The organism is Actinotalea sp. Marseille-Q4924, assembly GCF_916618755.1.
GTDB lineage: Bacteria > Actinomycetota > Actinomycetes > Actinomycetales > Cellulomonadaceae > Actinotalea.
The window spans coordinates 600534-624896 of record NZ_CAKAKB010000003.1 but is presented as its reverse complement, the minus strand read 5'-3'; the positions used below and the strand labels follow the sequence as shown (position 1 = coordinate 624896).

22 protein-coding genes are annotated in these 24363 nt (G+C 74.7%); 4 read left to right on the top strand and 18 right to left on the bottom strand.

All coding sequences use genetic code 11. The features are described 5' to 3' along the window. Nucleotides 1–21: 21 nt before the first annotated feature. Nucleotides 22–276, top strand: coding sequence for a hypothetical protein (locus LG379_RS09590; RefSeq protein WP_225754328.1), 255 nt, complete (start codon nucleotides 22–24; stop codon nucleotides 274–276). An 84-nt stretch (nucleotides 277–360) separates the two neighbouring features. Here LG379_RS09590 and LG379_RS09585 read toward each other — a convergent pair whose 3' ends face one another. The 4 genes from LG379_RS09585 to LG379_RS09570 form a co-directional block, all read right to left on the bottom strand. After that, nucleotides 361–1227 (bottom strand): SMP-30/gluconolactonase/LRE family protein, encoded by an 867-nt coding sequence (locus LG379_RS09585; protein WP_225754327.1) that lies wholly within the window; start codon nucleotides 1225–1227, stop codon nucleotides 361–363. 89 nt (nucleotides 1228–1316) lie between these two features. Beyond that, entirely contained in the window at nucleotides 1317–2969 is a 1653-nt protein-coding gene (locus tag LG379_RS09580) for a 5-oxoprolinase/urea amidolyase family protein (protein WP_225754326.1), read from the bottom strand. Beyond that, complete coding sequence (locus LG379_RS09575; protein ID WP_225754325.1) at nucleotides 2966–3721, bottom strand: LamB/YcsF family protein; 756 nt, start codon at nucleotides 3719–3721, stop codon at nucleotides 2966–2968. Before LG379_RS09575 ends, LG379_RS09580 begins: the two co-directional genes overlap by 4 nt. Before the next feature lie 54 nt (nucleotides 3722–3775). Then, nucleotides 3776–4318, bottom strand: a complete 543-nt coding sequence (locus LG379_RS09570; protein ID WP_225754324.1) for a metallophosphoesterase — start codon at nucleotides 4316–4318, stop codon at nucleotides 3776–3778. 89 nt (nucleotides 4319–4407) lie between these two features. Between LG379_RS09570 and LG379_RS09565 the strand changes: the two genes are divergently transcribed. Further along, nucleotides 4408–5880 (top strand): NAD(P)/FAD-dependent oxidoreductase, encoded by a 1473-nt coding sequence (locus LG379_RS09565; protein ID WP_225754323.1) that lies wholly within the window; start codon nucleotides 4408–4410, stop codon nucleotides 5878–5880. A 31-nt stretch (nucleotides 5881–5911) separates the two neighbouring features. Here the strand turns inward: LG379_RS09565 and LG379_RS09560 are convergent, their stop codons facing one another. Continuing rightward, nucleotides 5912–6115 (bottom strand): hypothetical protein, encoded by a 204-nt coding sequence (locus LG379_RS09560; protein ID WP_225754322.1) that lies wholly within the window; start codon nucleotides 6113–6115, stop codon nucleotides 5912–5914. 188 nt (nucleotides 6116–6303) lie between these two features. Between LG379_RS09560 and LG379_RS09555 the strand changes: the two genes are divergently transcribed. Both LG379_RS09555 and LG379_RS09550 read left to right on the top strand, forming a co-directional pair. Continuing rightward, entirely contained in the window at nucleotides 6304–6747 is a 444-nt protein-coding gene (locus LG379_RS09555) for a DUF4383 domain-containing protein (RefSeq protein ID WP_225754321.1), read from the top strand. A gap of 108 nt (nucleotides 6748–6855) precedes the next feature. Then, nucleotides 6856–8241, top strand: coding sequence for an FAD-dependent oxidoreductase (locus LG379_RS09550; protein WP_225754320.1), 1386 nt, complete (start codon nucleotides 6856–6858; stop codon nucleotides 8239–8241). A gap of 58 nt (nucleotides 8242–8299) precedes the next feature. On the opposite strand, the gene pyk is transcribed toward LG379_RS09550, so the two are convergent. From pyk to hisI, 13 genes are all read right to left on the bottom strand, one after another. Next, nucleotides 8300–9727 (bottom strand): pyruvate kinase, encoded by a 1428-nt coding sequence (pyk, locus tag LG379_RS09545; protein ID WP_225754319.1) that lies wholly within the window; start codon nucleotides 9725–9727, stop codon nucleotides 8300–8302. An 89-nt stretch (nucleotides 9728–9816) separates the two neighbouring features. Beyond that, nucleotides 9817–11298, bottom strand: coding sequence for a glutamate synthase subunit beta (locus tag LG379_RS09540; RefSeq protein ID WP_225754318.1), 1482 nt, complete (start codon nucleotides 11296–11298; stop codon nucleotides 9817–9819). Next, nucleotides 11291–15850, bottom strand: coding sequence for a glutamate synthase large subunit (gene gltB, locus LG379_RS09535; RefSeq protein WP_225754317.1), 4560 nt, complete (start codon nucleotides 15848–15850; stop codon nucleotides 11291–11293). The genes LG379_RS09540 and gltB overlap by 8 nt, the downstream gene beginning before the upstream one ends. Before the next feature lie 155 nt (nucleotides 15851–16005). After that, nucleotides 16006–16893, bottom strand: a complete 888-nt coding sequence (gene lgt, locus LG379_RS09530; protein WP_225754316.1) for a prolipoprotein diacylglyceryl transferase — start codon at nucleotides 16891–16893, stop codon at nucleotides 16006–16008. After that, nucleotides 16890–17693 (bottom strand): tryptophan synthase subunit alpha, encoded by an 804-nt coding sequence (trpA, locus tag LG379_RS09525; RefSeq protein ID WP_225754928.1) that lies wholly within the window; start codon nucleotides 17691–17693, stop codon nucleotides 16890–16892. The genes lgt and trpA overlap by 4 nt, the downstream gene beginning before the upstream one ends. Nucleotides 17694–17749: 56 nt before the next feature. After that, complete coding sequence (gene trpB / locus LG379_RS09520; protein ID WP_225754315.1) at nucleotides 17750–19048, bottom strand: tryptophan synthase subunit beta; 1299 nt, start codon at nucleotides 19046–19048, stop codon at nucleotides 17750–17752. A gap of 189 nt (nucleotides 19049–19237) precedes the next feature. After that, complete coding sequence (gene trpC, locus LG379_RS09515) at nucleotides 19238–20050, bottom strand: indole-3-glycerol phosphate synthase TrpC (RefSeq protein ID WP_225754314.1); 813 nt, start codon at nucleotides 20048–20050, stop codon at nucleotides 19238–19240. A gap of 124 nt (nucleotides 20051–20174) precedes the next feature. Then, nucleotides 20175–20711, bottom strand: a complete 537-nt coding sequence (locus LG379_RS09510; RefSeq protein ID WP_225754313.1) for a DUF2752 domain-containing protein — start codon at nucleotides 20709–20711, stop codon at nucleotides 20175–20177. A gap of 37 nt (nucleotides 20712–20748) precedes the next feature. Further along, nucleotides 20749–21258 (bottom strand): DUF4190 domain-containing protein, encoded by a 510-nt coding sequence (locus tag LG379_RS09505; protein WP_225754312.1) that lies wholly within the window; start codon nucleotides 21256–21258, stop codon nucleotides 20749–20751. 18 nt (nucleotides 21259–21276) lie between these two features. Then, entirely contained in the window at nucleotides 21277–21579 is a 303-nt protein-coding gene (locus LG379_RS09500; protein WP_225754311.1) for an HGxxPAAW family protein, read from the bottom strand. 87 nt (nucleotides 21580–21666) lie between these two features. Continuing rightward, nucleotides 21667–22317 carry a Trp biosynthesis-associated membrane protein gene (locus LG379_RS09495; protein ID WP_225754310.1) on the bottom strand — a complete coding sequence of 217 codons (651 nt, stop codon included), beginning with the start codon at nucleotides 22315–22317 and terminating at the stop codon, nucleotides 21667–21669. After that, complete coding sequence (locus LG379_RS09490; RefSeq protein WP_225754927.1) at nucleotides 22314–23885, bottom strand: anthranilate synthase component I; 1572 nt, start codon at nucleotides 23883–23885, stop codon at nucleotides 22314–22316. Before LG379_RS09490 ends, LG379_RS09495 begins: the two co-directional genes overlap by 4 nt. 41 nt (nucleotides 23886–23926) lie before the next feature. After that, the gene (gene hisI / locus LG379_RS09485) at nucleotides 23927–24346 is read right to left on the bottom strand and encodes a phosphoribosyl-AMP cyclohydrolase (protein WP_225754309.1); all 420 of its coding nucleotides are present in this window, start codon (nucleotides 24344–24346) and stop codon (nucleotides 23927–23929) included. Nucleotides 24347–24363: the final 17 nt, after the last annotated feature.

The following is a 24363-nucleotide window of genomic DNA, read 5'->3' as shown; positions in this document are numbered from 1 at the left end:
GCGGACGACGGGAGGACCACCATGGACCACCACCGCGATGTGCCGGTGACCGGCACGACGAACCCGGGCGGCGGGCGCGAGGAGAACCCCCCGGAGATCATCGACCCCCTGACGGACCCCTCGCACGCGGCCAACCCGATCGACGGCGCTCCGTCTCCGGGCCCCCAGCCCGGCTCGACGGTGCCCCACGACGACCACGACCACCACGGCCACGACCATGCGCACGACCATGACCACGACCGCGGCGCACACCGCGGCGAGGGTCACCTCGGCTGACGCCACGCTCTGGACCCGCAGTCCGGAGCGCACCACGACGACGGCGGGCGGGCCCCCACGGGGCCACCCGCCGTCGTCGTGGGCTCAGCCCCCGAACGGCAGCACCGGGACGCCCGGCACGTCCACCCGCACCCGGAAGAGGGCGCCCGCCTGCGCCTCGGGCTCCTCGAGGTTCTCGCGCGACGTCGTGATGTAGAGGTCGCGGAGGTCGTCGCCGCCCAGGGTGCAGGCCGTGACCTGGTGGGCCGGCACGGTGACCGCGTCGAGCACCGCGCCGTCGGGCGAGAGCCGGACCACCCGGCCCGCCCCGTGCAGGGCGGTCCACACGCACCCCTCGGCGTCGAGGACGAGACCGTCCGGCACCCCGTCGTCCGGGCGGTGGACCGTCGACCGGTCGAGGCTCTCAGGCCCCACGTCGGCCCACCGCGGGGTCCCGGGCCGCAGGCGGTCCGTCCTGCCCTCACCGCTGTCGTTGAACCACGCCGGCCCGCCGTCGGACGGGAACGCGATGCCGTTGGCGATGGTCGTCCCGCGCAGCACGACGGCCCCCCGCCCACGCGTGTCCACCCGCCACAGGTCCCCGCCGCCGGGGCGTGCGTCGTAGGCCATCGAGCCGGCCCAGAGGTTCCCCTCGGGGTCGCACCCGCCGTCGTTCATGCGCACGCCGGCGTCGTCCCACAGAGGGGGCAGCGGCACCGGGACGTCGTCGGGCCCGTCCGCGAGGGCGATGCCCCGCTCCACGGCCACGATGTAGCCGCCGGCCGTCCGCGGCCGCACGAAGGCCGCCACCTCGCCGACGTGCAGCCGGTCGACCCGTCCGCCCGGCCGGAGCGTCAGCAGGTCGCCGGCGAGCATGTCGACCCAGCGCAGGCCGCCCCATCCGGGCCACCAGCACGGCCCCTCGCCGTGGTAGGTGATGGCGTCGGTCACCTGCTCCGCCGTGGCGGTCATCGGTCCTCCTCGGTCGTCCGGCATCGGCTGGCTCACCGGGCGCAACCACGCCACCACCCGGCGGCGGTCACCGCAAGCGCGGCGGCCGGTCAGTCGGGCTCCACGGCGACGAGGTGGAGCCGCTCCCCCGGTCGGACCTGTCCCAGCACGTCGAGGTCGGCGTCGACGACGACGGCGACGACGGGGTAGCCCCCGGTGACGGGGTGGTCGGCGAGGAAGATCACCGGCTGGCCCTCCGGGGGCACCTGGACGGCACCGGGCACGGTGCCCTCGCTCGCCAGCTCGGACGTCTCGGCCCGCTCCAGCACCGGACCGGCGAGCCGCAGACCCACGCGGTTGGAGCGGTCGGTCACCGTCCACGCGTGCGCGTGCAGGAGGGCGCGGGCACCAGGGGTGAGCCAGTCCGCGCGTGGTCCGGGGAGCACGCGCACCTGGTGCTCGGGACCGGGTGGGACGTCGTACGCCGAGTCGTCCACCCCGGCGGGGACCGCCTCCCCCGGCGGCGGCAGCACGCCCAGCACGTCGCCGGCACGGAGGGGTGGGGGGCCCAGACCGGACAGGACGTCCGTCGCGCGGCTGCCGAGGACGAGGGGGAGGTCGAGGCCACCCCGCACGGCGAGATAGGTGCGCAGGCCGGTCGCGGGTGCACCGAGGTGGAGCTCCGCGCCCTCCGGGACGAGGACGGGGCGTCCCGGTCCCGGCCGCACCAGGGCGCTGTCGGCGAGGCGGAGCGTGACCGGCGCCGGAGCCCCGGTCACCGCGACGACGACGTCTGCGAGCGCGCGCACGGCCAGGCCACCGAGCAGGACCTCGAGCACCGCCTGCGCGCGGGTGTTGCCGACCAGCCGGTTCGCGCGGGCCGCAGCACGCCGGTCGAGCGCTCCGCTGGTCGGGACGCCGAGGGAGAGGTACCCCCGCCGGCCGAGATCCTGCACGAGGCACAGCGGACCGGTGCCCAGGACCTCCAGGGCCGGCCGGGGTGCCACGCCGGCCGGGCCGGCCGGTGGAGTCGCCACGTCGGCCGGCCCGGCGGGCGGGGCCGCGTGCTCGGCCCACCCCACCCTCGCGCGCTCCCGCACCGGCCGGAACCGGACCGTGGTCCCCGGCAGGAGCAGCGCCGGTTCCGCACGTCCCACGTCCCACACCGGCGCGTCGGTGTGCCCGACGAGCTGCCACCCGCCCGGGGACGCCGACGGGTACACCGCCGACCACGGTCCGGCGAGCGCCACGCTCCCCGCCGGCACGCGGGTCCGCGGTGACGCGCGCCGCGGCACGTCGGGCCACCGGGCATCCGACCGCAGGTACGCGAACCCCGGCGCGAACCCCAGGAAGGCCGACGTCCAGCCCGTCGCGCCGTGGCGGGCGACGAGCTCCTCGACGCTCCAGCCGAGGTGCGCGGCCACCTCCGTCAGGTCCTCGCCGTCGTAGACGGTCTCGACGACCACCTCGCGGTGCTGCGGTACGGGCGCGGTCCCGCTGGTCGCGCCCGTCCCGGCACCCTCGTCACCGGCACCCTCGCCCAGGATCTCCTCGAGCAGGCACCGCACCGCGTCCTGCCTGCCCTCCGCGACGCGGACCAGCACCGTGCGTGCGGCGACGACCGGTTCCACGACACCGCACGGCGGCTCCCGGTGCAGGCGGCGCCACAGGACCAGGGCATCGGCGGACCCGTCGCACTCCACGAGGAGCGCACGATCCCCCACCGGCAGGACGCGCCCGGTGGTCCGCGCGCGCTCGCTCACGGCGGGAGGAAGCCGGACACCGGTACCCCGGCGGCGTCCAGCGCGGCACGCGTCGCCGCGGCGACGGCGACCGCCCGGGGCGTGTCCCCGTGCACGCAGAGGCTCTCCACGTCGAGCCGCACGGTGCCGCCGTCGGCGGTGGGGACGGTGCCGTCGACGGCGATGCGCACCGCACGCGAGGCGACGTCCGCGGGTTCGTGCAGCACCGCGCCGGCCGCCGTCCGGGGCACGAGCCTGCCGTCCGCGGTGTAGCCGCGGTCGGGGAAGGCCTCGAGGACCACCCGCAGGCCCGCGCGCTCCGCGAGTCGTCCCACGGCGCTGCCCGGCAGCGCGAGCAGCGGGTACGTCGGGTCGACCTCCACCACCGCCCGGACGACGGCGGCCGCGTGCTGCTCGTGGTGGACGATCGCGTTGTACAGCGCGCCGTGCGGCTTGACGTAGCGCACCGCCGTCCCGGCGGACCGGGCCAGCGCCTGCAGCGCCCCGATCTGGTAGACGACCTCGTCGGTGAGCTCGGCGGGCTCCACGTCCAGGAAGCGCCGCCCGAACCCGGCGAGGTCGCGGTAGGACACGTGCGCGCCGACGACGACGCCGTGCCGGGCGGCGAGCGCGCAGGTCGTCCGGGCGGTCGGCGGGTCCCCGGCGTGGAAGCCGCACGCCACGTTGGCGCTGGACACGTGCGGCAGCACCGCGGTGTCGTCACCCATCCGCCACGCCCCGAAGGACTCACCCACGTCGCTGTTGAGGTCCACGGCCCCAGCCTCGCACCTCGGCACGGCAGACCCCCCCGTCGGTCGTCGCGCGCGTCAGGTCCGGCGGGGCAGCGGGTGCAGCGTCACCTCGGCACGTCCCGGCACGTCCGCGCCGACGCGCGCGGTCATGAACGTGGCGTGCGGCTGGCGACGGCGGTCCGTCGGGGACCCCGGGTTGAGCAGGCGCAGCCCGGACGGCGTCGTCGAGTCCCAGGGGATGTGGCTGTGACCGAAGACGAGGAGGTCCGTGTCGGACCCGTACGCCTCGTCGGCACGACGCTCCCGTCCGGCAGCGGGGCCGGTCTCGTGCACCACGGCGACCCGGACCCCGCCCAGCGTCACGCGGGCGACCTCCGGCAGGCGTGCCCGCAGCGCGGCGCCGTCGTTGTTGCCCCAGCACGCCACGAGACGGCGCGACCGTTCCTCGAGGGCGTCGAGGAGCCGGACGTCGACCCAGTCCCCGGCGTGCACGACGACGTCGCAGCGGTCCACCTCCGCCCAGACCGGCTCGGGCAGCTCTCGGGCACGCCGCGGCCAGTGCGTGTCCGCCAGCAGCAGCACCCGGACCGACGCGCCGCCCGGACCCTCGGACGCCATCCCCACCCCTCCTCCCGGCGCATGGCTCCCCGTCGCGCGGGGCACCGCCGTCCGACCTACGGTCGGAGGACCGACGCGAGGAGACTCTCATGCACGCACCGGGCACGCCGGGCGCCCCGTCCGACCGCTCCGCCGGGGGCAGGCACGGCCGGCACCACGTCGTCGTCGTGGGCTCCGGCTTCGGCGGGCTGTTCACCACGCGCGCCCTGGCACGCGACCGCCGGGTCAAGGTCACCCTGGTGGCCGCGACCGGGCACCACCTGTTCCAGCCCCTCCTCTACCAGGTGGCCACGGGCATCCTGTCCGAGGGAGAGGTGGCTCCCGCCACGCGGGACGTGCTGCGCCGCCAGCGCAACGCCCGCGTGCTCCTGGGGACGGTGACGGACGTGGACCTGGCCCGGAGGCAGGTCACCTCGACCTCGCCCGGCGGCACGACGACGACGTCCTACGACAGCCTGGTGGTCGCCGCGGGCGCGGGCCAGTCCTACTTCGGGAACGACCACTTCGCGCGCTACGCGCCGGGCATGAAGAGCATCGACGACGCCCTGGAGCTGCGGGGCCGGATCTTCGGCGCCTTCGAGCTGGCGGAGCTGTCCACCGACCCCGACGAGCGCCGACGCCTGATGACGTTCGTCGTCGTCGGCGCCGGCCCCACCGGCGTGGAGATGGCCGGGCAGATCGCCGAGCTCGCGCACCGCGCTCTGCGCGGGAACTTTCGGCACATCGACCCGCGCGGGAGCCGCATCGTCCTGGTGGACGCCGCCCCGTCGATCCTGGGGACGTTCAGCGAACGCCTCTCGCGCGCGGCGGCGCGGCAGCTCGAGGACCTGGGGGTCGAGATCCAGCTCGGACGGCTCGTCACCGGCGTGGACGCCGACGCTGTCGACCTGCGCGACGAGGCGGGGACGACCACCCGCATCGAGGCGCAGTGCAAGGTGTGGGCCGCGGGCGTCGCGGCGTCGCCGCTCGGCGCCCAGCTCGCCCAGGAGTCGGGCGCCTCCACCGATCGCGCCGGCCGTGTCCGGGTGGAGCCCGACTGCTCGTTGCCCGGGCACCCGGAGGTGTTCGTCATCGGCGACATGATGGCGCTGGACGACCTGCCCGGGGTGGCGCAGGTGGCCATGCAGGCGGGGAACCACGTGGCGGGCACCATCCGGGCCCGCCTCCGCGGCGAGACGACGACGCGCCCGTTCCGCTTCCGCGACAAGGGCAGCATGGCCACGGTCTCGCGTTTCCACGCCGTCGCCGAGGTGCGCGGGCTGGAGCTGTCGGGACTGCCGGCGTGGGTGATGTGGCTCGCCGTGCACGTCTTCTACCTCATCGGGTTCAAGAACCGCGTCACCACCCTGCTGCACTGGACCGTGAGCTTCATCGGGCGGGGCCGCTCGGAACGGACGGCCACCCTCCAGCAGGTGCGGGCGCGCCAGGCGCTCGCGACCCTGGAGGACCAGGCCGCCCGGGAGCGGGACGAGGACGACGCCTCTGCCGCCGGCGAGCAGCTGCGCCACCTCACCGCCGCGGCGGGACGTCCCCCGTCGGACGCCCCGCGCACGTCGACCTGACGCGGGGACCGCCGTCAGCGCCGACGCGCGATCACGGCAGGTCGGCGGGCGGGACCTCGCCCTCCTGCACCCGGTCGGCCGCCGGGACGCCGACGCCGTCGGCGGCCATCTCCTCCTCGTAGCCGGAGTGCGGGGAGCCGGACAGGCCGTGGCCGTCCCGGCCCGGCTCGTCGAGCGACGCCTCCGGGTCCTGCCCCGGCTCGTCGGGTATGGGGGTCGAGATGCTGTCGCTCACGGGTGCTCCTCGTCGGCGGGTGGGTCCGGGACGACCAGCCGACCACCTGGGCGGACGTCCCGCAATCGGGTGCACGCCCAGATGCGCGCGGCAGCACGGGCACCCATGCTGGGCCCGACACGGACGCAGGACGGCCGTCGCACCGACGCCGTCCTGCCCCGACCATGCATCGACCAAGGGGGAACCGCATGTCCCACCCGACGACCGGCTCAGCCGGGACCGCCCGCACGACCGACCGTGCGCCGTACCAGTACCTCGCGCTCACGATCGGCGTCGTCTACCTTCTCGTGGGGCTCGCAGGCTTCCTCGTGACCGGGTTCGACGGCTTCGCCCAGCACGACGACAGCAAGAGCCTGCTGGGCTTCCACGTGAACCCGCTGCACAACATCGTCCACCTGATCATCGGCGCGGCCGGTGTGGCCCTGTGGCGCACCCGGTCGGGCGCGCGGACGTACGGCTGGTTGCTCGCCGTCGGCTACGGCGCGACGTTCCTGTACGGGCTCCTCGCCGTGAACAACCCCGACATCAACTTCCTCAACATCAACGGTGCGGACAACGTGCTGCACCTGGTGAGCGCCCTCGCCGGCCTCGTCATCGCCCTGTGGCCGGACCGCCACCGCGACCGCGTGTGACGGTGCGCGCGGCGACCTTCTCCCGCGCGTAGCCTGGACGAGGGGCGGCCCACCGGGCCGCCCCTTCGTTCGTCCCCCGCCCGTACCGCCCCGCGCGAAGGAGAGCCCGTGGACGACAGCCCGCTCACCGCCACCGTCCTGGTCTCCGGACGCGTCCAGGGCGTGGGCTTCCGGTGGTGGGCGCGCCGGCGGCTCCACGAGCTCGGCCTGCAGGGCGAGGCCAGGAACCTGCCGGACGGCACCGTGGAGATCCGGGTCGCAGGCTCCGCCCGTGACGTCGACCGCCTGCTGACCCTCCTGCGCGGCGAGGACACCCCCGGCCGTGTGTCCGACGTCCGGCTCGTCACGGCGAGCCGGCCGACGTCGTCGGACGGCTCCCCCAGCGACCCGGACGAGCCCGGGGGCGACCCGGCGGATGCGGGCGGTACCGACGAGGACGACGACCGGCGGGTCCACGACGTCGTCGTCGTCGGGGGCGGGCCCGCGGGGCTCACCGCCGCCCTCCTGCTCGGGCGGTCGCGGCGCGACGTCGTCGTCGTGGACGACGGGCGGCCCCGGAACGCTGCCGCCGACCACGTCCACGGCTACCTCGGCCAGGAGGGGGCACGGCCCCTGGAGCTCCTCGCGCGAGGCCGCGAGGAGGTCGAGAGGTACGGCGTACGGCTGCGCACGGCGACGGTGACGGCCGTGACGCCGGCGGAGCAGCCCGGCGCGGAGCACTCCGGCACGGAGCCTGCCGGGACGCGGGCCCCCGGGATGCAGCCGGCGGTGACGCCCCATCCCGACCCGCTGACGGTCAGCCTCGCGGACGGAGCGCGCCTCCGGGCGCGGCGCGTCCTGGTGACCTCGGGCATGCGCGACGTGCTCCCCGAGATCGCGGGCATGGAGGAGCGCTGGGGACGCGACGTGCTGCACTGCCCGTACTGCCACGGCTGGGAGCACCGGGACCAGCGTCTCGTCGTGCTCGCGACGCACGCGGCCGAGGTCGACAAGGCGCTCACGGTGCGGCAGTGGTCCCCGACGGTGACGCTCGTCCTGCACCGCTACGCCGGCGAGCCCGTCGACGGGGTCGCCCGCCGACGGCTGGCCGCGACGGGCGTGGACGTCGTCGAGGGGGACGTGGAGGGGCTGCTCGTCGAGGACGACCGGGTCGTCGGCCTGCGCCTGGCGGACGGACGGACGCTGCCCTGCGACGCCGTCGTCGTGCAGCCGCGCGTCGTCGCACGCGACGACCTCCTGGTCGGCGCCGGCGTCGAGCTCGAGGCCGGTCCCTTCGGGGAGTGCGTCCGGACGGACGAGCGGGGGGCGACGGCCGTGCCCGGCGTGTGGGCCGCGGGCAACGTCGCGCAGGCGCAGGCACAGGTGGTGACCGCGGCCGCGGACGGCGCCCGAGCGGCGATCGCGATCGACCACGACCTCGTGCTCGAGGACGCCGACCGCGCGGTCGCGTCCGGTGGCGCCGTGCGGCCCGTCGCCGCTGATCGGCTGCGCTGACCGGCGACGCACGACGCCCCCGGGAACCGCGCGGCTCCCGGGGGCGTCGTGGCGCGGGTCAGCCCTTGCGCTGGGCCTCCGTGCCGATGCGGTGCACGGTGAGGGAGTTGGTCGTGCCCGGGACGCCGACCGGCGCGCCGAACACGATGACGACGATGTCGCCGTCCTCCGCCATGCCGTTCGCGCGCAGGGTCTGGTCGACCTGCCGCACCATCGCGTCGGTGTGCTCGACGGTCGGCACCTCGTACGTCTGCACGCCCCAGCTCAGCGCCAGGGTGTTCCGCACATGCTTGACCGGCGTGAACGCGACGAGCGGGATGTGCGCGCGCAGTCGCGACACGCGCCGGGCCGAGTCGCCGGACTGCGTGAAGGTGACGAGGTACTTCGCGCCCAGCGTCTCGCCGATCTCCGCCGCCGCACGCGTGATGGCGCCGCCGCGGGTCTGCGGCGTCCACCCGAGCGGGGCGATCCGCTCGAAGCCGTGCTCCTCGGTGTTCTCGATGATCCGCGCCATGGTGCGCACGGCCTCGATGGGGTACTCGCCGACGCTGGTCTCGCCGGACAGCATGACGGCGTCCGCCCCGTCCAGGACGGCGTTCGCGCAGTCGCTGGCCTCGGCGCGCGTCGGCCGCGGTGCCGAGATCATCGACTCCAGGACCTGGGTCGCGACGATGACCGGCTTGGCGGAGCGACGCGACAGCTCGATGGCGCGCTTCTGGACCAGCGGCACCTGCTCGAGCGGGAGCTCGACGCCCAGGTCACCGCGCGCGACCATGACGCCGTCGAACGCGTCGACGATCTCGGCGAGGTTCTCGACCGCCTGCGGCTTCTCGACCTTGGCGATGACGGGGACCGTCCGGCCCTCCTCGCGCATGATGCGCGCGACGTCCTCGTAGTCCGCGGCGCTGCGGACGAACGACAGGGCGATGATGTCCGCGCCCAGGCGCAGCGCCCAGCGCAGGTCCTGCTCGTCCTTGTCGGACATGGCGGGCACGCTCACCGCGACACCCGGGAGGTTGAGGCCCTTGTTGTTGGAGACGGGGCCCGGGACCTCCACGCGTGTCACCACGCGGGGACCCTCGACGGCGGTGATCCGGACGGCCACGCGGCCGTCGTCGATGAGGATGCGGTCGCCCACCTTGGCGTCGCCGGGCAGCCCCTTGTAGGTGGTGGAGACGAGTTCCTTCGTGCCCGGGACGTCCTCCGTGGTGATGGTGAACACGTCGCCCTCGGCGAGCTCGTGCTTGCCGTCGACGAACCGCCCCAGGCGGATCTTCGGGCCCTGGAGGTCGACGAGGACCGCGACGGCGCGGCCGGCGGCCTGCGCCGCGGCACGGACGTTGTGGTAGACGACCTCGTGCTCGGAGGCGTCACCGTGGCTGCGGTTGATCCGCGCCACGTCCATGCCCGCGTCGACCAGGGCCTGGAGCTGCTCGGGCGACGCCGTCGCGGGTCCGATGGTGCATACGATCTTGGCTCTGCGCATGTCTCCAGCCTATGTCGGTGGGGCCCCAGGCCCCGCGGGCCACGGTCCCCGGACGGGCCACCGCGGCTGTGGTATTCGTCTGCGGCGGCCTACGGACGCATCGCGCGGGTGCTCGGCGTGACAGGAGCCGGCAGCTCGCTGCTCCCGCGAAGGTACTTGTCGACGGCTGCGGCCGCAGCCCGGCCCTCGGCGATCGCCCACACGATCAGCGACTGCCCGCGACCCGCGTCCCCGGCGACGAACACGCCGGGCACTGAGGTCGCGTAGTCCTCGCCGCGCGCGACGAGCCCCCGGCCCGTCACGTCCGCGCCGGTCTGCTCCGTGAGCGTCTGCGCCTCCGGACCGGTGAACCCCATGGCGATGAGCACCAGGTCCGCCGGGATGACCGACTCGGTCCCTGGCGTGGGCACACGGCGCCCGTCGGGCAGGTACTCGGTCCGCGCGACGCGCAGCCCCGTGACCCGGCCGGCGGCGTCGCCCTCGAACGCGACCGTGGAGGCGAGGTACGTCCGGTCGCCGCCCTCCTCGTGCGAGGTGGAGACCTCGAAGAGCACCGGGTCGACCGGCCACGGCTGGTTCTCGGGGCGCTCCGTCGGCGGCTGCTTGCCGATGGCGAGGGTCGTGACCGACGCGGCGCCCTGGCGCAGGGCGGTGCCGAGGCAGTCCGAGCCGGTGTCGCCGCCGCCGATGATGACGACGTGCTTGCCGGTGGCCGTGACCTGGTCCGGAACCGGCACGCCCGCGACGACGTCGTTCGCCTGGTGCAGGTAGTCCATCGCGACGTGGATCCCCGTGAGGTCGCTCCCGGGCACCGGAAGACGCCGGGGCACGAGGGCGCCCGTCGCGACGACGACCGCGTCGTAGCGGGCGCGCAGCTCCTTCCAGGTGATGTCGACGCCGATCTCGACGCCCGGCCGGAAGCGCGTGCCCTCGCCCTCCATCTGGGCGATCCGACGGTCGATGAGGTCCTTCTCGAGCTTGAAGTCCGGCACGCCGTACCGCAGCAGGCCCCCGATGCGCTCGTCGCGCTCGAAGACGGCGACCGTGTGGCCGGCCCGCGTCAGCTGCTGGGCGGCGGCCAGACCGGCGGGGCCCGACCCGACCACGGCGACCGTGGAGCCGGTGAGGAAGTGCGGCAGCTGCGGCGTGACGAGCCCGCGCGCGAACGCCTCCTCGGCGATCGAGACCTCGACGTTCTTGATCGTGACGGGCGGCTGGGTGATGCCCAGGACGCACGAGGTCTCGCACGGCGCCGGGCAGATCCGCCCGGTGAACTCCGGGAAGTTGTTCGTCGCGTGCAGGCGGTCGCTCGCCTCGGCCCACAGGCCCTTGTGCACGAGGTCGTTCCACTCGGGGATGAGGTTGCCCAGCGGGCAGCCGGAGTGGCAGAACGGGATGCCGCAGTCCATGCAGCGCCCGGCCTGCCGCTGCAGGACGACGGCGCCCTGGGGGTCCTCGAGCGACGACCGGTGCTCGTGGACCTCCTTCCAGTCCATGAGCCGGACCGGCACGGGGCGCGAGGCCGGGACCTCGCGGTCGCGGACCTTCAGGAAGCCGCGGGGGTCAGCCACGGGACACCTCCAGGATCTGGTCCCACACACCGGGGGCGGTCAGGTCGAGGCCCTGCTCGTGCGCGCTCGCGAGCATCGCCCGCATCCGGTCGTACTCCGTCGGCACGACCCTCGTGAACCGCTCGAGCGAGGCGGGCAGGTCGGCGAGGAGCTCGGCGGCCCGCAGCGACCCCGTCTCCTCATGGTGGCGGCGCAGGAGCGTCTCGACGACGACGCCGTCCTCGTCCCCGAGCGCCCGCAGCTCGAGCTCGCCCGTCGCCAGCGCCGGCGCGTTGACCGCCCCGGGACGCAGGTCGAGCACGTACGCGTCGCCGCCGGACATGCCGGCGCCGAAGTTGCGTCCGGTCCGGCCCAGCACCAGGACGGTCCCGCCGGTCATGTACTCACAGCCGTGGTCGCCGACGCCCTCGACGACGAGCGTCGCCCCGGAGTTCCGGACCGCGAACCGCTCGCCGACGACCCCGCGCAGGTAGACCTCGCCCGCCGTGGCGCCGTAGCCGATGACGTTGCCGGCGATGACGTCGCGGTCGCCCGACAGCACCGCGGCGTGGTCGGGCCGGACCACGATCCGGCCGCCCGACAGCCCCTTGCCGACGTAGTCGTTGGCGTCGCCCAGCAGGCGCAGCGTGATGCCGCGCGGCAGGAACGCGCCGAGCGACTGCCCGGCCGAGCCGGTGAGCGTCACGTCGATGGTGTCGTCCGGGAGCCCCTCGCCGCCGAACCGCTTCGTGACCTCGTGACCGAGCATCGTGCCGACGGTGCGGTTGACGTTGCGCACCGGCAGCGACACCCGCACGGGCTCACGCCGCTCGAGGGCGTCCCCGGCCAGGGCGATGAGCTGGTTGTCCAGGGCCTTGTGGAGCCCGTGGTCCTGGTCGGTCGTGTGGCGCAGGGCGCTGCCGGGAGCGGGCTGCGGGCGCGCGAGCACCGGGCCGAGGTCCAGGCCCGAGGCCTTCCAGTGGTCGACCGCGGCGCGCGTGTCGAGCGACTCGACGTGGCCGACGGCCTCGTCGATCGACCGGAACCCGAGCGCGGCGAGGTACTCGCGCACCTCGGTGGCGATGAACTCGAAGAAGGTCTCGACGAACTCCGGCTTGCCGGTGAACCGGGCGCGCAGCTCGGGGTTCTGCGTGGCGACGCCCACGGGGCACGTGTCGAGGTGGCAGACCCGCATCATGACGCAGCCGCTCACCACGAGCGGCGCCGTCGCGAAGCCGAACTCCTCGGCGCCCAGGAGGGCGCTGACGACGACGTCGCGGCCGGTCTTCATCTGGCCGTCCACCTGCAGCACGATGCGGTCGCGCAGGTTGTTGAGGACGAGCGTCTGCTGGGCCTCCGCCAGGCCGATCTCCCACGGGGTGCCCGCGTGCTTGAGCGACGTGAGCGGGCTCGCGCCCGTGCCGCCGTCGTGCCCGGAGATGAGGACGACGTCCGCGTGCGCCTTGGACACACCGGCCGCGACCGTCCCGACGCCGAACTCGCTGACCAGCTTGACGTGGACCCGCGCCGACGGGTTCGCGTTCTTGAGGTCGTGGATGAGCTGGGCGAGGTCCTCGATCGAGTAGATGTCGTGGTGCGGCGGCGGCGAGATGAGCCCCACGCCAGGGGTCGAGTGCCGGGTCTTGGCGACCCACGGGTACACCTTGGTCCCGGGCAGCTGACCGCCCTCGCCGGGCTTGGCGCCCTGCGCCATCTTGATCTGGAGGTCGTCCGCGTTGGTGAGGTACTCCGCGGTCACGCCGAACCGGCCGGACGCGATCTGCTTGATCGCGCTGCGCCGCTCCGGGTCGTGCAGCCGGTCCGGGTCCTCTCCGCCCTCACCGGTGTTCGACCGGCCGCCGAGGCGGTTCATCGCGATGGCGAGCGTCTCGTGCGCCTCCGCCGAGATCGAGCCGTAGGACATCGCGCCGGTGTTGAACCGCGTGACGATCTCGCTGACCGGCTCCACCTCGTCCAGCGGGACGGGCGGACGAGAGCCCTCGGCGAAGGTCAGCAGGCCCCGCAGCGTCATGAGGCGACGCGCCTGGTCGTCGACCCGCCGCGTGTACTGCCGGAACACGTCGAGCTGTCGGGTCCGGGTCGAGTGCTGGAGGCGGAACACGGTCTCCGGGTCGAAGAGGTGCTCCTCGCCGTCACGGCGCCACTGGTACTCCCCGCCCACGGTGAGGCGCTGGTGCGCCTGGGGGTTGCCGGACGCCGGGTACGCGTCGGCGTGCCGCGAGGCGACCTCGGCGGCCAGCACGTCGAGCCCGACGCCGCCGAGCCGGCTCGTCGTGCCCGCGAAGTAGCGGTCGATGACCTCCTGGGCGAGCCCGACCGCCTCGAACACCTGGGCGCCGCGGTACGAGGCGATGGTCGAGATGCCCATCTTGCTCATCACCTTGAGGACGCCCTTGCCGAGCGCCTTGATGAGGTTGGCGACCGCCTTCTCGGGGCTGACGTCGCCCAGCGCGCCCTCGCGGGCCATGCGCTCGACCGTCTCCATCGCCAGGTAGGGGTTGACCGCGGCCGCCCCGTACCCGATGAGCAGCGCGACGTGGTGGACCTCGCGCACGTCGCCCGCCTCGACGACCAGGCTCACCCGGGTCCGCGTGTGTCGCCGCAGGAGGTGGTGGTGCACGGCGCTCGAGAGGAGCAGCGACGGGATCGGGGCCTGGTCGGCGTCGGAGTCGCGGTCGGACAGGACGATGAAGGACACGCCCTCCTCGACCGCCTGGTCCACCTCGGCGAAGATCTTCTCGAGGCGCTTGGCGAGCGCCTCGTGGCCGCCGTCCACCCGGTACAGACCGCGGATCGTCACCGTCCGGAACACGCCGGCGAGGTGCGGGTCGCGGTCGATGCGCACGATCTTCGCGAGCTGGTCGTTGTCCAGCACCGGGAACGGGAGCACGAGCTTGCGCGCGTGCTCGGGCACGTCGGCCAGCAGGTTGGGCTCGGGCCCGATCGCCCCGCCGATCGAGGTGACCAGCTCCTCGCGGATGGCGTCCAGCGGCGGGTTGGTCACCTGGGCGAACATCTGCGTGAAGTAGTCGAACAGCAGGCGCGGACGCTGCGACAGGACGGCGATGGGCGTGTCCGACCCCATGGCGCCGAGGGGCTCGGCGCCCACGGCCGCCATGGGCGTGAGGATGACGCGCAGCTCCTCCTCGGTGTACCCGAACGCCCGCTGACGTCGCCGGACCGAGGCCGGGCTGTGCTGGACGTGCTCCCGCTCGGGGAGCTGGTCCAGGAACACGGAGTGGTCCTGGACCCACTGGGCGTACGGCCGCTGCGCCGCGAGCGTGGCCTTGATCTCCTTGTCGTCGACGATCCGGCCGGCGCGGGTGTCGACGAGGAACATCTTCCCCGGCTCCAGGCGGCCCTTCTCGCGGATGGTCGAGGGGTCCAGGTCCAGCACGCCGCTCTCGCTGGCGAGCACGACGAGCCCGTCGTCCGTGACCCAGTAGCGGCCCGGGCGCAGACCGTTGCGGTCGAGCACCGCGCCGATCACCGTGCCGTCCGTGAACGTCAGGGCGGCGGGGCCGTCCCAGGGCTCCATGAGCGACGCGTGGTACTCGTAGAACGCGCGCCGGTCCGGGTCCATCTCGGCGTGGTTCTCCCACGCCTCGGGGACCATCATCAGCACCGCGTGCGGCAGGCTCCGCCCGGCCAGGTGGAGCAGCTCGAGCACCTCGTCGAACGTGCCGGAGTCGCTGGCGCCGGGGGTGCAGACGGGAAGCAGCGACGCGAGGTCGCCGAGGAGGTCGCTGCTCAGCGTCGACTGCCGGGCGGCCATCCAGTTCCGGTTCCCGCGCACCGTGTTGATCTCGCCGTTGTGGGCGATGAGCCGGAAGGGCTGCGCGAGCGGCCACGACGGGAACGTGTTGGTGGAGAACCGCGAGTGCACGAGCGCGAGCTCGGAGGCGTAGCGCGGGTCGGACAGGTCCGGGAAGAACGGCTCGAGCTGGGACGTCGTCAGCATGCCCTTGTAGGTGAGCGTGCGCGCCGACATCGACGCGAAGTAGATCCCGAGCTCGCGCTCCGCGCGCTTGCGGACCCGGTAGGCGCGGCGGTCCAGCTCGAGGCCCGCCAGGGCGCGGTCGGGGGCCGCGACGACGAGGTGGCGGAAGACCGGCATGCTGGCGCGGGCGGTGGGGCCGACGAGCTCGGCGGTCACCGGCACGTCGCGCCACGCCAGGACCTCCAGGCCCTCGGCCGCCACCAGGCTCTCGACGCCGTCGACGGCGGCGCGGCGGGCGTCGTCGTCGGTGGGTAGGAAGGCCATGCCGATGGCGTAGCGGCCCGGTGCCGGCAGCTCGGCGTGGACGACGTCGCGCAGGAACGCGTCCGGGATCTGGGTGAGGATCCCGGCGCCGTCACCGCTGTCGGTCTCGGCGCCGACGGCGCCGCGGTGGTCCAGGTTGAGCAGGGCGGTGAGCCCCGCGTCGACGATGTCGCGCCCGGGCGTGCCCCGCAGCGTCGCGACGAAGGCGACGCCGCAGGCGTCGTGCTCGGCGGCAGGGTCGTACAGACCCTGGGCCGCGGGCATGGCGCTGTGAGCCGGCCGGTTCATGTGTACCGTCCTCGCTGTCACCCGGGCACTGCCCGGGTCCTGATCGGGGGGTCACACCGGGACGCCGTCGGCCCGTTGCGTCGGGACGGGCGCCTACGGCGACGCGGAGCGGGGTCCCTGACCGCCTCACGTCGTCGGCTCAGCGCCCGAACGCCTCAGCCGGGTCCGACGACGTGGGCGTCCTCGTCGTCCACGGACCGCGACTGCACAGTGGTCTCGCGCCCGGGGTGGCGACGTCCGACCACGACGAAGGCTACCAGCGCCGCACCACCCACCAGGATGGACGTCCAGACGTTCAGGCGCAGACCGAGGACGGTCTCGGCGGGGTCGATCCGCAGGGCCTCGATCCACACGCGGCCCGCCGTGTAGAGCACGACGTAGAGCCAGAAGACCCGGCCGTGGCCGAGCCGGAAGCGACGGTCCGCCCAGATGAGCACGGCCGCGGCCGCGAGGTTCCAGAGCATCTCGTACAGGAACGTCGGGTGGAACAGCGTGTCCGCCGGCAGCCCGTCGGGGAACGTGGGGCTCGTGGGGTCGATCCGCAGGCCCCACGGGAGGTCGGTGGGTGAGCCGAAGAGCTCCTGGTTGAACCAGTTCCCCAGCCGGCCGATCGCCTGGGCCACGAGCAGGCCGGGCGCGACGGCGTCGGCGAACACCGCGAAGCTGACCTTCTGCCGCCGGCAGCCGATGTACGCGCCGACCGCGCCGAGGGCGATCGCGCCCCAGATCCCCAGGCCGCCCTCCCAGATGGCGAAGGCCTTGACCGGGTCGCCGTCCGCGCCGAAGTACGCGTCGGGCGAGGAGAAGACGTGGTAGATCCGGCCGCCGACGATGCCGAACGGCACCGCCCAGTACGCGACCTCCAGCACGGTCTCGGGGTCGCCGCCGCGCGCGGCCCAGCGCCGCTGCGTGAGCCAGACGGCGGCGACGATCCCCGCGAGGATCGCCAGCGCGTAGGCGCGCAGCGGGACCGGGCCGAGGTACCAGACGGACTCCGGGGGGCTGGGGATGGCCGCGGGCAGCCGCGCCGCGAGCCCGGTCACCGGGTCACCGACCGGACACCCGACGCGAGCTCGCCGACGACGCGGCGCAGCCCGGCGAGGCCGGCCTCCCGGTCGCCCTCGGCGAGGGCGCGGACGAACGCGCTGCCCACGATGACGCCGTCGGCGTAGCCGGCCACCTCCGCGGCCTGCTCCCCGGTGCTCACGCCCAGACCGACGCACACGTGACCGGCGCCGGCGGCGCGCGTGTCGCGGACGAGGCGCTCGGCGTCCGACCCGACGCTCGCCCGCGTGCCCGTGACACCCATGGTCGACGCGGCGTAGACGAAGCCACGGCTCGCGCCGGCCGTGAGGGCGAGGCGCTCCGGGGTCGAGCTGGGGGCCACGAGGAAGACCCGGTCCAGCCCGTGCGCGTCGGACGCGGTCAGCCAGTCGGCGGCCTCGTCGGGGATGAGGTCGGGCGTGATGAGGCCCGCTCCCCCGGCGGCCGCCACGTCACGCGCGAAGGCGTCGACCCCGTACCGCACAACCGGGTTCCAGTAGGTCATCACCAGGACGGGAGCGCCGGTGGCGGCGACCGCCTCCACGACGCGGAAGGTGTCCCGCACCCTGACCCCGCCGGCCAGCGCCTTCTCGACGGCGCCCTGGATGACGAGGCCGTCCATCACCGGGTCCGAGTACGGCACGCCGAGCTCGACCACGTCGACGCCCGCCTCCACCATCGCCGTGGCGGCGGCGATCGACCCGTCGACGTCGGGGAAGCCGACCGGCAGGTAGCCGACGAGCGCGGCGCGGCCCTCCGCCCGCAGCGCGTCGAGGCGCTCCCCGGTCCTGCTGGTCACCGGCTCGCCGGCCCGGTGCCGGCCGGTCCCCTGGTCGCTCGTCGCCTGCTCCGTCGTCACTGCGGCGCTCCCTCGTCGAGCAGGTCGAAGTACCGCGCCGCGGTCTCCACGTCCTTGTCGCCACGGCCGGACAGGTTCACCAGCACGACGGCGTCGCCGTGCCCGGCCTCCGCCAGCTCCCGCCCGAGGCGCATCGTGCCGGCGAGGGCGTGCGCGGACTCGATGGCCGGGATGATGCCCTCCGTCCGGCACATCAGGCGGAACGCCTCCATGGCCTCGGCGTCCGTCACCGGCCGGTACTCGGCCCGGCCGATGCTGGCCAGCCACGCGTGCTCCGGGCCCACACCCGGGTAGTCCAGCCCGGCGGAGATCGAGTGGCTCTCGATCGTCTGGCCGTCGTCGTCCTGGAGGAGGAAGGAGCGTGCGCCGTGCAGGACGCCGGGCGCACCGCCCGTGATCGTCGCGGCGTGGCGACCGGTCTCGACGCCGTCACCGCCGGCCTCGAACCCGAGCAGCCGGACCCCCGGGTCGTCGAGGAACGCGTGGAAGATGCCGATCGCGTTGGAGCCGCCACCGACGCACGCGGTGACGGCGTCGGGCAGGCGGCCCGTGAGCTCCAGCACCTGCGCCCGCGCCTCGACACCGATGATGCGCTGCAGGTCGCGGACCATCGCAGGGAACGGGTGCGGCCCGCCGACGGTCCCGAACACGTAGTTGGTCGTCCCGACGTTGGTGACCCAGTCGCGCAGCGCCTCGTTGATGGCGTCCTTGAGGGTGCGGGAGCCCGTCGTCACCGGGACCACCTCGGCCCCGAGCAGGCGCATCCGTGCGACGTTGAGCGCCTGGCGCCGGGTGTCCTCCTCGCCCATGTAGATGACGCACTCGAGGTCGAAGAGGGCGGCCGCGGTGGCCGTCGCGACGCCGTGCTGGCCGGCGCCGGTCTCCGCGATCACGCGCTTCTTGCCCAGACGACGGGTGAGCAGCGCCTGGCCCAGCACATTGTTGATCTTGTGCGATCCGGTGTGGTTCAGGTCCTCGCGCTTGAGCACGACGCGCACGCCGCCGCAGTGCTCGGCGAAGCGCGGCACCTCGGTGATGATGCTCGGCCGGCCCGTGTAGGTGCGGTGCAGCGACGACAGCTCGTCGGCGAACGTGGGGTCGGCCTTCGCCTTGGCGTACTCGCTGTCCAGCTCGTCCAGCGCCTCGATGAGCGCCTCGGGCACGAACCGCCCGCCGAAGTCGCCGAAGTACGGGCCGGAGCCGGCGAGGGCGGCGAAGGGGCCGAGCTCGGGCTCGGGGGGACCGTGCCGCCCCCCGGCGAGGGTCGTCGGCTGCTCCGCGCTCTGCTGCGTCATGGGCTGGTCCACTCCTGGTCGTGCGTCGTCCCTGTCGTGCTGGGCTGGGGCTGCTGGGGCCGGCTCGTGCTGTCCCCCCGTCGTGGCCACCGGCCACGCGCGGCCGGCAAGGAGGGACGTGACGATTCTCGTCCGCCCGCGGTGCTGCTCCCGCCGCGTCTCAGGACTCGTCCAGCGCCCGGCTCGCCGTCAGTGCCGGACGGCCCGCAGCGAGGGGTGCGCCCCGGCGGCGACGAGGTCGGCGACGGCGTCCCGCGGGTCGCGGCCGGTGACGAGGCTCTCGCCGACCAGGACCACGTCGGCACCCGACCGCGCGTAGTCCATGACGTCGTGAGGACCTCGGACGCCGGACTCCGCGATCCGCACCACGCCGTCCGGGATGAGGGGCGCGAGGCGGGCGAACGTCGTCCGGTCGATCTCGAGCGTCTTGAGGTTGCGGGCGTTGACGCCGACGCAGCGTGCGCCGGCGTCCAGGGCGCGGGAGACCTCCTCCTCGTCGTGCACCTCCACGAGGGCCGTCATGCCGAGGGAGTGCACGCGCTCCACGAGCGACGTGAGGACCGTCTGCTCGAGGGCGGCCACGATGAGCAGCACGAGGTCCGCGCCGTGCGCGCGCGCCTCCCAGACCTGGTACGGCGTGACGACGAAGTCCTTGCGCAGGACCGGGACGTCCACGGCGGCACGGACGGCGTCGAGGTCGGCGAGGCTCCCGCCGAACCGCCGCTGCTCCGTGAGGACCGAGATGGCCGCGGCCCCGCCGAGCTCGTACTGCGTGGCGAGCTGCGCCGGGTCCGTGATCGCCGCCAGGGCCCCCTTGCTCGGGCTGGACCGCTTCACCTCGGCGATGACGCCGACGGCCTCCTCGTCGTGCAGCCGACCCAGGCACTCCTTCGCGCCCGGGACACGGGCTGCACGTTCCTTGACCGCCGTCAGGGGCGTCCGGGCCTCGCGCTCCGCCAGGTCCTGCCGCACTCCCGCGACGATGTCGTCCAGGACCGTCATCGCCACACCTCCCGTCGGGATGCGGCTCCCCCGCCGCTCCACCTCCGCCATCGTAGGGCCGCCGGGATGTGGCCCACGCCACGCCCGCCTGCCGGACCGCCGTGCGCGGCACGGTCGCGAGACGTCACACCGGCGCGAGCCACGGCTCCAGCGCCGGGACGTTGCGTGCGATCGTGAACACGGTCGCGAGGGCCAGCACGGCCCACGCGGCTCGGGCCGACCGGGCACCCCCGGCGATCCGGGCGAGACGGTCCGGCCAGGCGCGCCCGCCGACCGGCCGCAGCCGCCCGGTGCTCCGGGCGAGCCACAGCCCCCACGCCGCGACGAGCAGCGGCACCGCGAGCACGAGGAGCGGGTTCATGCCCCACGCGCCCGCGACGTCGAGGCGCGCGAGGTCGTGCACCGCGCGCAGCCCGCCGCACGCCGGGCACCACAGCCCGGTCAGCGCCAGGAACGGGCACGCGCCGTAGCTGCCGCCGGCGTAGGGCGTGCGGACCGCGAGGGCGACCGTGGCCGCCGTCGTCAGCACGCCGACGGCGGCCGGGGCGAGCCATGCGGGTCGCGCGGCCGGGCCGGAGGACGGGCGGCCCGACCCGGGCACGACGAGGCCCCGCGGGCCGGGGTCCCGGTCCGCGGGGGCGTCGAGGGTGCGGCGGTGCACGGTGCGCTCGGGCCCGGTGGGTCGCGATCCGGTGCGCTCAGAACCCGGTGCCGGTCCCCGTCGACACCTCCGTGATCACGGCCATGCCACCGAGGAAGAAGAGCCAGATGAGGGCCAGGACGCCCCACACGATGCCGATCCAGCCGAGGACCACGCCCGCCTGGCCCAGGCCACCGTTGTCGGCCTGCCCCATGGCGGCGGCCTCCTTCGACTTGTTGCCGAGGATGACGGCGGGGATCGCGGTGACGAAGCCGCAGCACACCAGTCCGAGGATGCCGAGGACGAGCGCCCACACCCCGAGGTTGTTCTTCTCGGTGCCCGAGAACATCGGACCGCCGGCGCCGCCGCCGTAGTAGCCCGGCGGGGGCGGCGGGGCGGAGTACCCGCCTCCCATGTCACCGCCGGGTGCGCCGCCCTGTCCCTGGCCCCACGACGGCCCGCTGCCCTGACCCGGTCCCGAGGACGACCCTCCGGCCTGCCCCGGGGTCCACGAGGACCCGTCCCCCTGCTGTCCGTACGGGTCCTGAGGACCGGTCGGGTTGCTCACGTGCTCTCTCCCTCGAGATCAGTCGGATGTCCGGCCGGCGGCGGTGCCCCGGCCCCGCGACGTCCCGCTGCCCGACGTCGGCTGCCCGAAGCCGAGCATCTTCAGGACGTAGCCCACGACGCCGCCGACGACGACGATCGCCATGCCCACCCAGAACAGCCAGGGCATGGAGAACAGCACGGCGAGCGCCGCGGTCACGGCACCGGACATGATGACGATGACCGTCACCCACGCGGCCAGCGTGTGACCGTGGTTGCGCGGCGGTGACGCCACCGGGAGGTGGACCCGCTCCGTCGTTCTGTCGAGGGAATCGTCAGCCATTGCCTTCGTGCCTTTCGTGGACTGGGCGCACCCTATCGAACGGCGGGGGCCGCCGTGGCGTCGTGGGGACCTGCGGGCGACGTGTCCTCATGTGGGGTCCTCGCCCCGGCTGAGGGCGTCCCAGGCGTCCTGGTCGTCGACCCTCCGGCCGGCGGGTCCGGTCGCTTCGGGACCCGCCGTCGCGTCAGGACGGTCGGGGGCCGGCTCCGCGGTCGCGGTGCCGGTGGGCCGGTCGTGCCGCCTCCCGCCGCGCGACCAGCGTCCCGCCGCACCGACGGCCAGCAGGCCGACGACGACGGCGATCCCGCCGGCCACCAGCGCGACCCACACCGCGGCCGTCGTCGTCGCGGCGCCCTCGAGGGTGCCGACTCCCACCGCGCGCTGTGCCGCGGAGGCCGCCGGCGCCTGCGGGTCGGCCAGCACCCCGGCGGCCGACGCCACGACGAGCACGCCGCCGAGGACGACGCCGACCCCGGCCACCCGGGCTCCCCAGCGGCCACCGAGGGCCATGGCGAGGGCCGCGGCGACGACGACGAGGGCGCCCGCCGCGGACGCCGCCGCGGCGTCGGAGCCCGGCACGGCGAGGGCGACCTGCGACCGCAGCGCGCTCGACGTCGTGGCGCGCACCCAGGTCGTCGCCGTCGCGGCGAGGGCGACGGCACCGAGCGCGAGGGCACCGACCACGGCGCGCCGGCGGTCGGGGAGCGCCCGCCCTCCGGTGCGGGCGGGCACGGTCATCCGCGGGTCGCGGTCCGCAGCCGCGACGCGACCTGCACGGCACGGACCGCGGCGGCGGCCTTGTTCCGCGACTCCGCGTACTCCAGGGCCTCGACGGAGTCCGCGACGATCCCGCCTCCCGCCTGCACGCTGGCACGGCCGTCGCGGATGAGCGCCGTCCGGATGGCGATGGCCATGTCCATGTTGCCCGCGAAGTCGAAGTAGCCGACCGTCCCGCCGTAGATCCCGCGCCGGGCCGGCTCCAGCTCGTCGATGAGGGCGATCGCCCGAGGTTTCGGCGCGCCGGACAGCGTCCCGGCGGGGAACGTGGCCGCGAGCGTCTGCAGGGCCGTCGCGCCGGGCCGCAGACGGCCGACCACGGTCGAGCAGATGTGCATGATGTGGCTGAACCGCTTGACGGCCATGAGCTCGACGACCTCGACGCTCGTCGGCACGCACACCTTGACCAGGTCGTTGCGGGAGAGGTCGACGAGCATGATGTGCTCCGCCCGCTCCTTCGGGTCCGCCAGCAGCTCCTCGGCCAGCGCGGCGTCCTCCTCCGGGCCGTCCCCCCGCGGGCGCGAGCCTGCGATGGGGTAGGTGAGCACGCGCCCGTCGGTCACCTTGACCAGCGTCTCCGGGCTCGAGCCGACGACGGCGAAGTCCTTGCCCGCCGCGTCACGCAGCTGGAAGCAGTACATGTACGGGCTCGGGTTGATCGTGCGGAGCACGCGGTAGACGTCCAGGGGCGTCGCGGGGCACGCGAGGTCGAGCCGCTGGGAGAGGACGACCTGGAAGACCTCGCCCTCGCGGATCGCGTCCTTCCCGGCCCGGACCGCCTCCTCGAACTCCGCGCGAGTGCTGCGGAACTCCAGCTCCGGCTCCTCCCCGTCCCCCAGCACCGACGGGGGGACGCGGACCGGCTCGGCGAGCGCCGCCTGCATGGCGTCCAGCCGGGCGACGGCGTCGGCGTGCGCCTCGTCGACGCGCTCGTCCGTGGCGTCGAAGTTGATGGCGTTCGCGACGAGCCAGACGGAGCCGTCGACGTGGTCGACGACGGCGAGGTCCGTCGCGAGGCAGAGGGTCAGCTCCGGCACGCCGAGCTCGTCCGGCGCCTTCGCGGGCAGCGTCGGTTCCCAGTGCCGCACGACGTCCCATCCCATGGCCCCGACCAGGCCACCGGTGAGCGGCGGCAGACCGGCGATCGCCGGGGTGCGCAAAACCTCCAGCGTCTCGCCCAGGACGTCCAGCACGTCGCCCGACCGGGGCACGCCGACCGGCACGTCACCGGTCCACGTCGCCTCGCCGTCCGCCACGGTGAGCGTCGCACGCGAGCGCACGCCGACGAAGGAGTAGCGCGCCCACGTCCCGTCGACCTCCGCGGACTCGAGGATGAACGTCCCCGGGCGGCCCTGCGCCAGCGTCCGGTACAGCCCCACCGGGGTCACGTCGTCGGCGAGGAGCCTGCGCACGACGGGGACGACCCGGCGCCGACGCGCCAGCTCGCGGAACGTCGTCAGGTGCGGCCACGTCGACCCCCAGGCGAGGTCCCCGGGGCCGGGGGCGTCGTCGGCGACGCCGGCGCCCACGGCGGCCCCGTCCGTCGTCGGCAGGGCCGGTCCGTCGCCGGTCACCGCTGCTCCGCCGTCGTCGCACCCAGCGTGCCGCCGACGACCGCACCGAGGTCCCCGCCCGCCTCGAAACACGTCCGCGTGCCCGTGTGGCAGGCCGCGCCCACCTGGTCGACCCGGACGAGCACGGCGTCGCCGTCGCAGTCCAGCGCCACCGAGCGCACGTGCTGCACGTGGCCGGAGGTGTCCCCCTTGCGCCAGTACTGCTGCCGGGACCGGCTCCAGAACGTCACCCGGCCCGTCGTCAGGGTGCGGTGCAGGGCCTCGTCGTCCATCCACCCGACCATGAGGACCTCCCCCGTGTCGTGCTGCTGCACGACGGCGCACACCAGTCCCGCCTCGTCCCGCTTGAGGCGGGCGGCGACGGTCGGGTCCAGGGCGGTGACGTGTCGGTCGTCGGACGGGTCGTTCTCAGGCACCGGACGATCCTGCCACG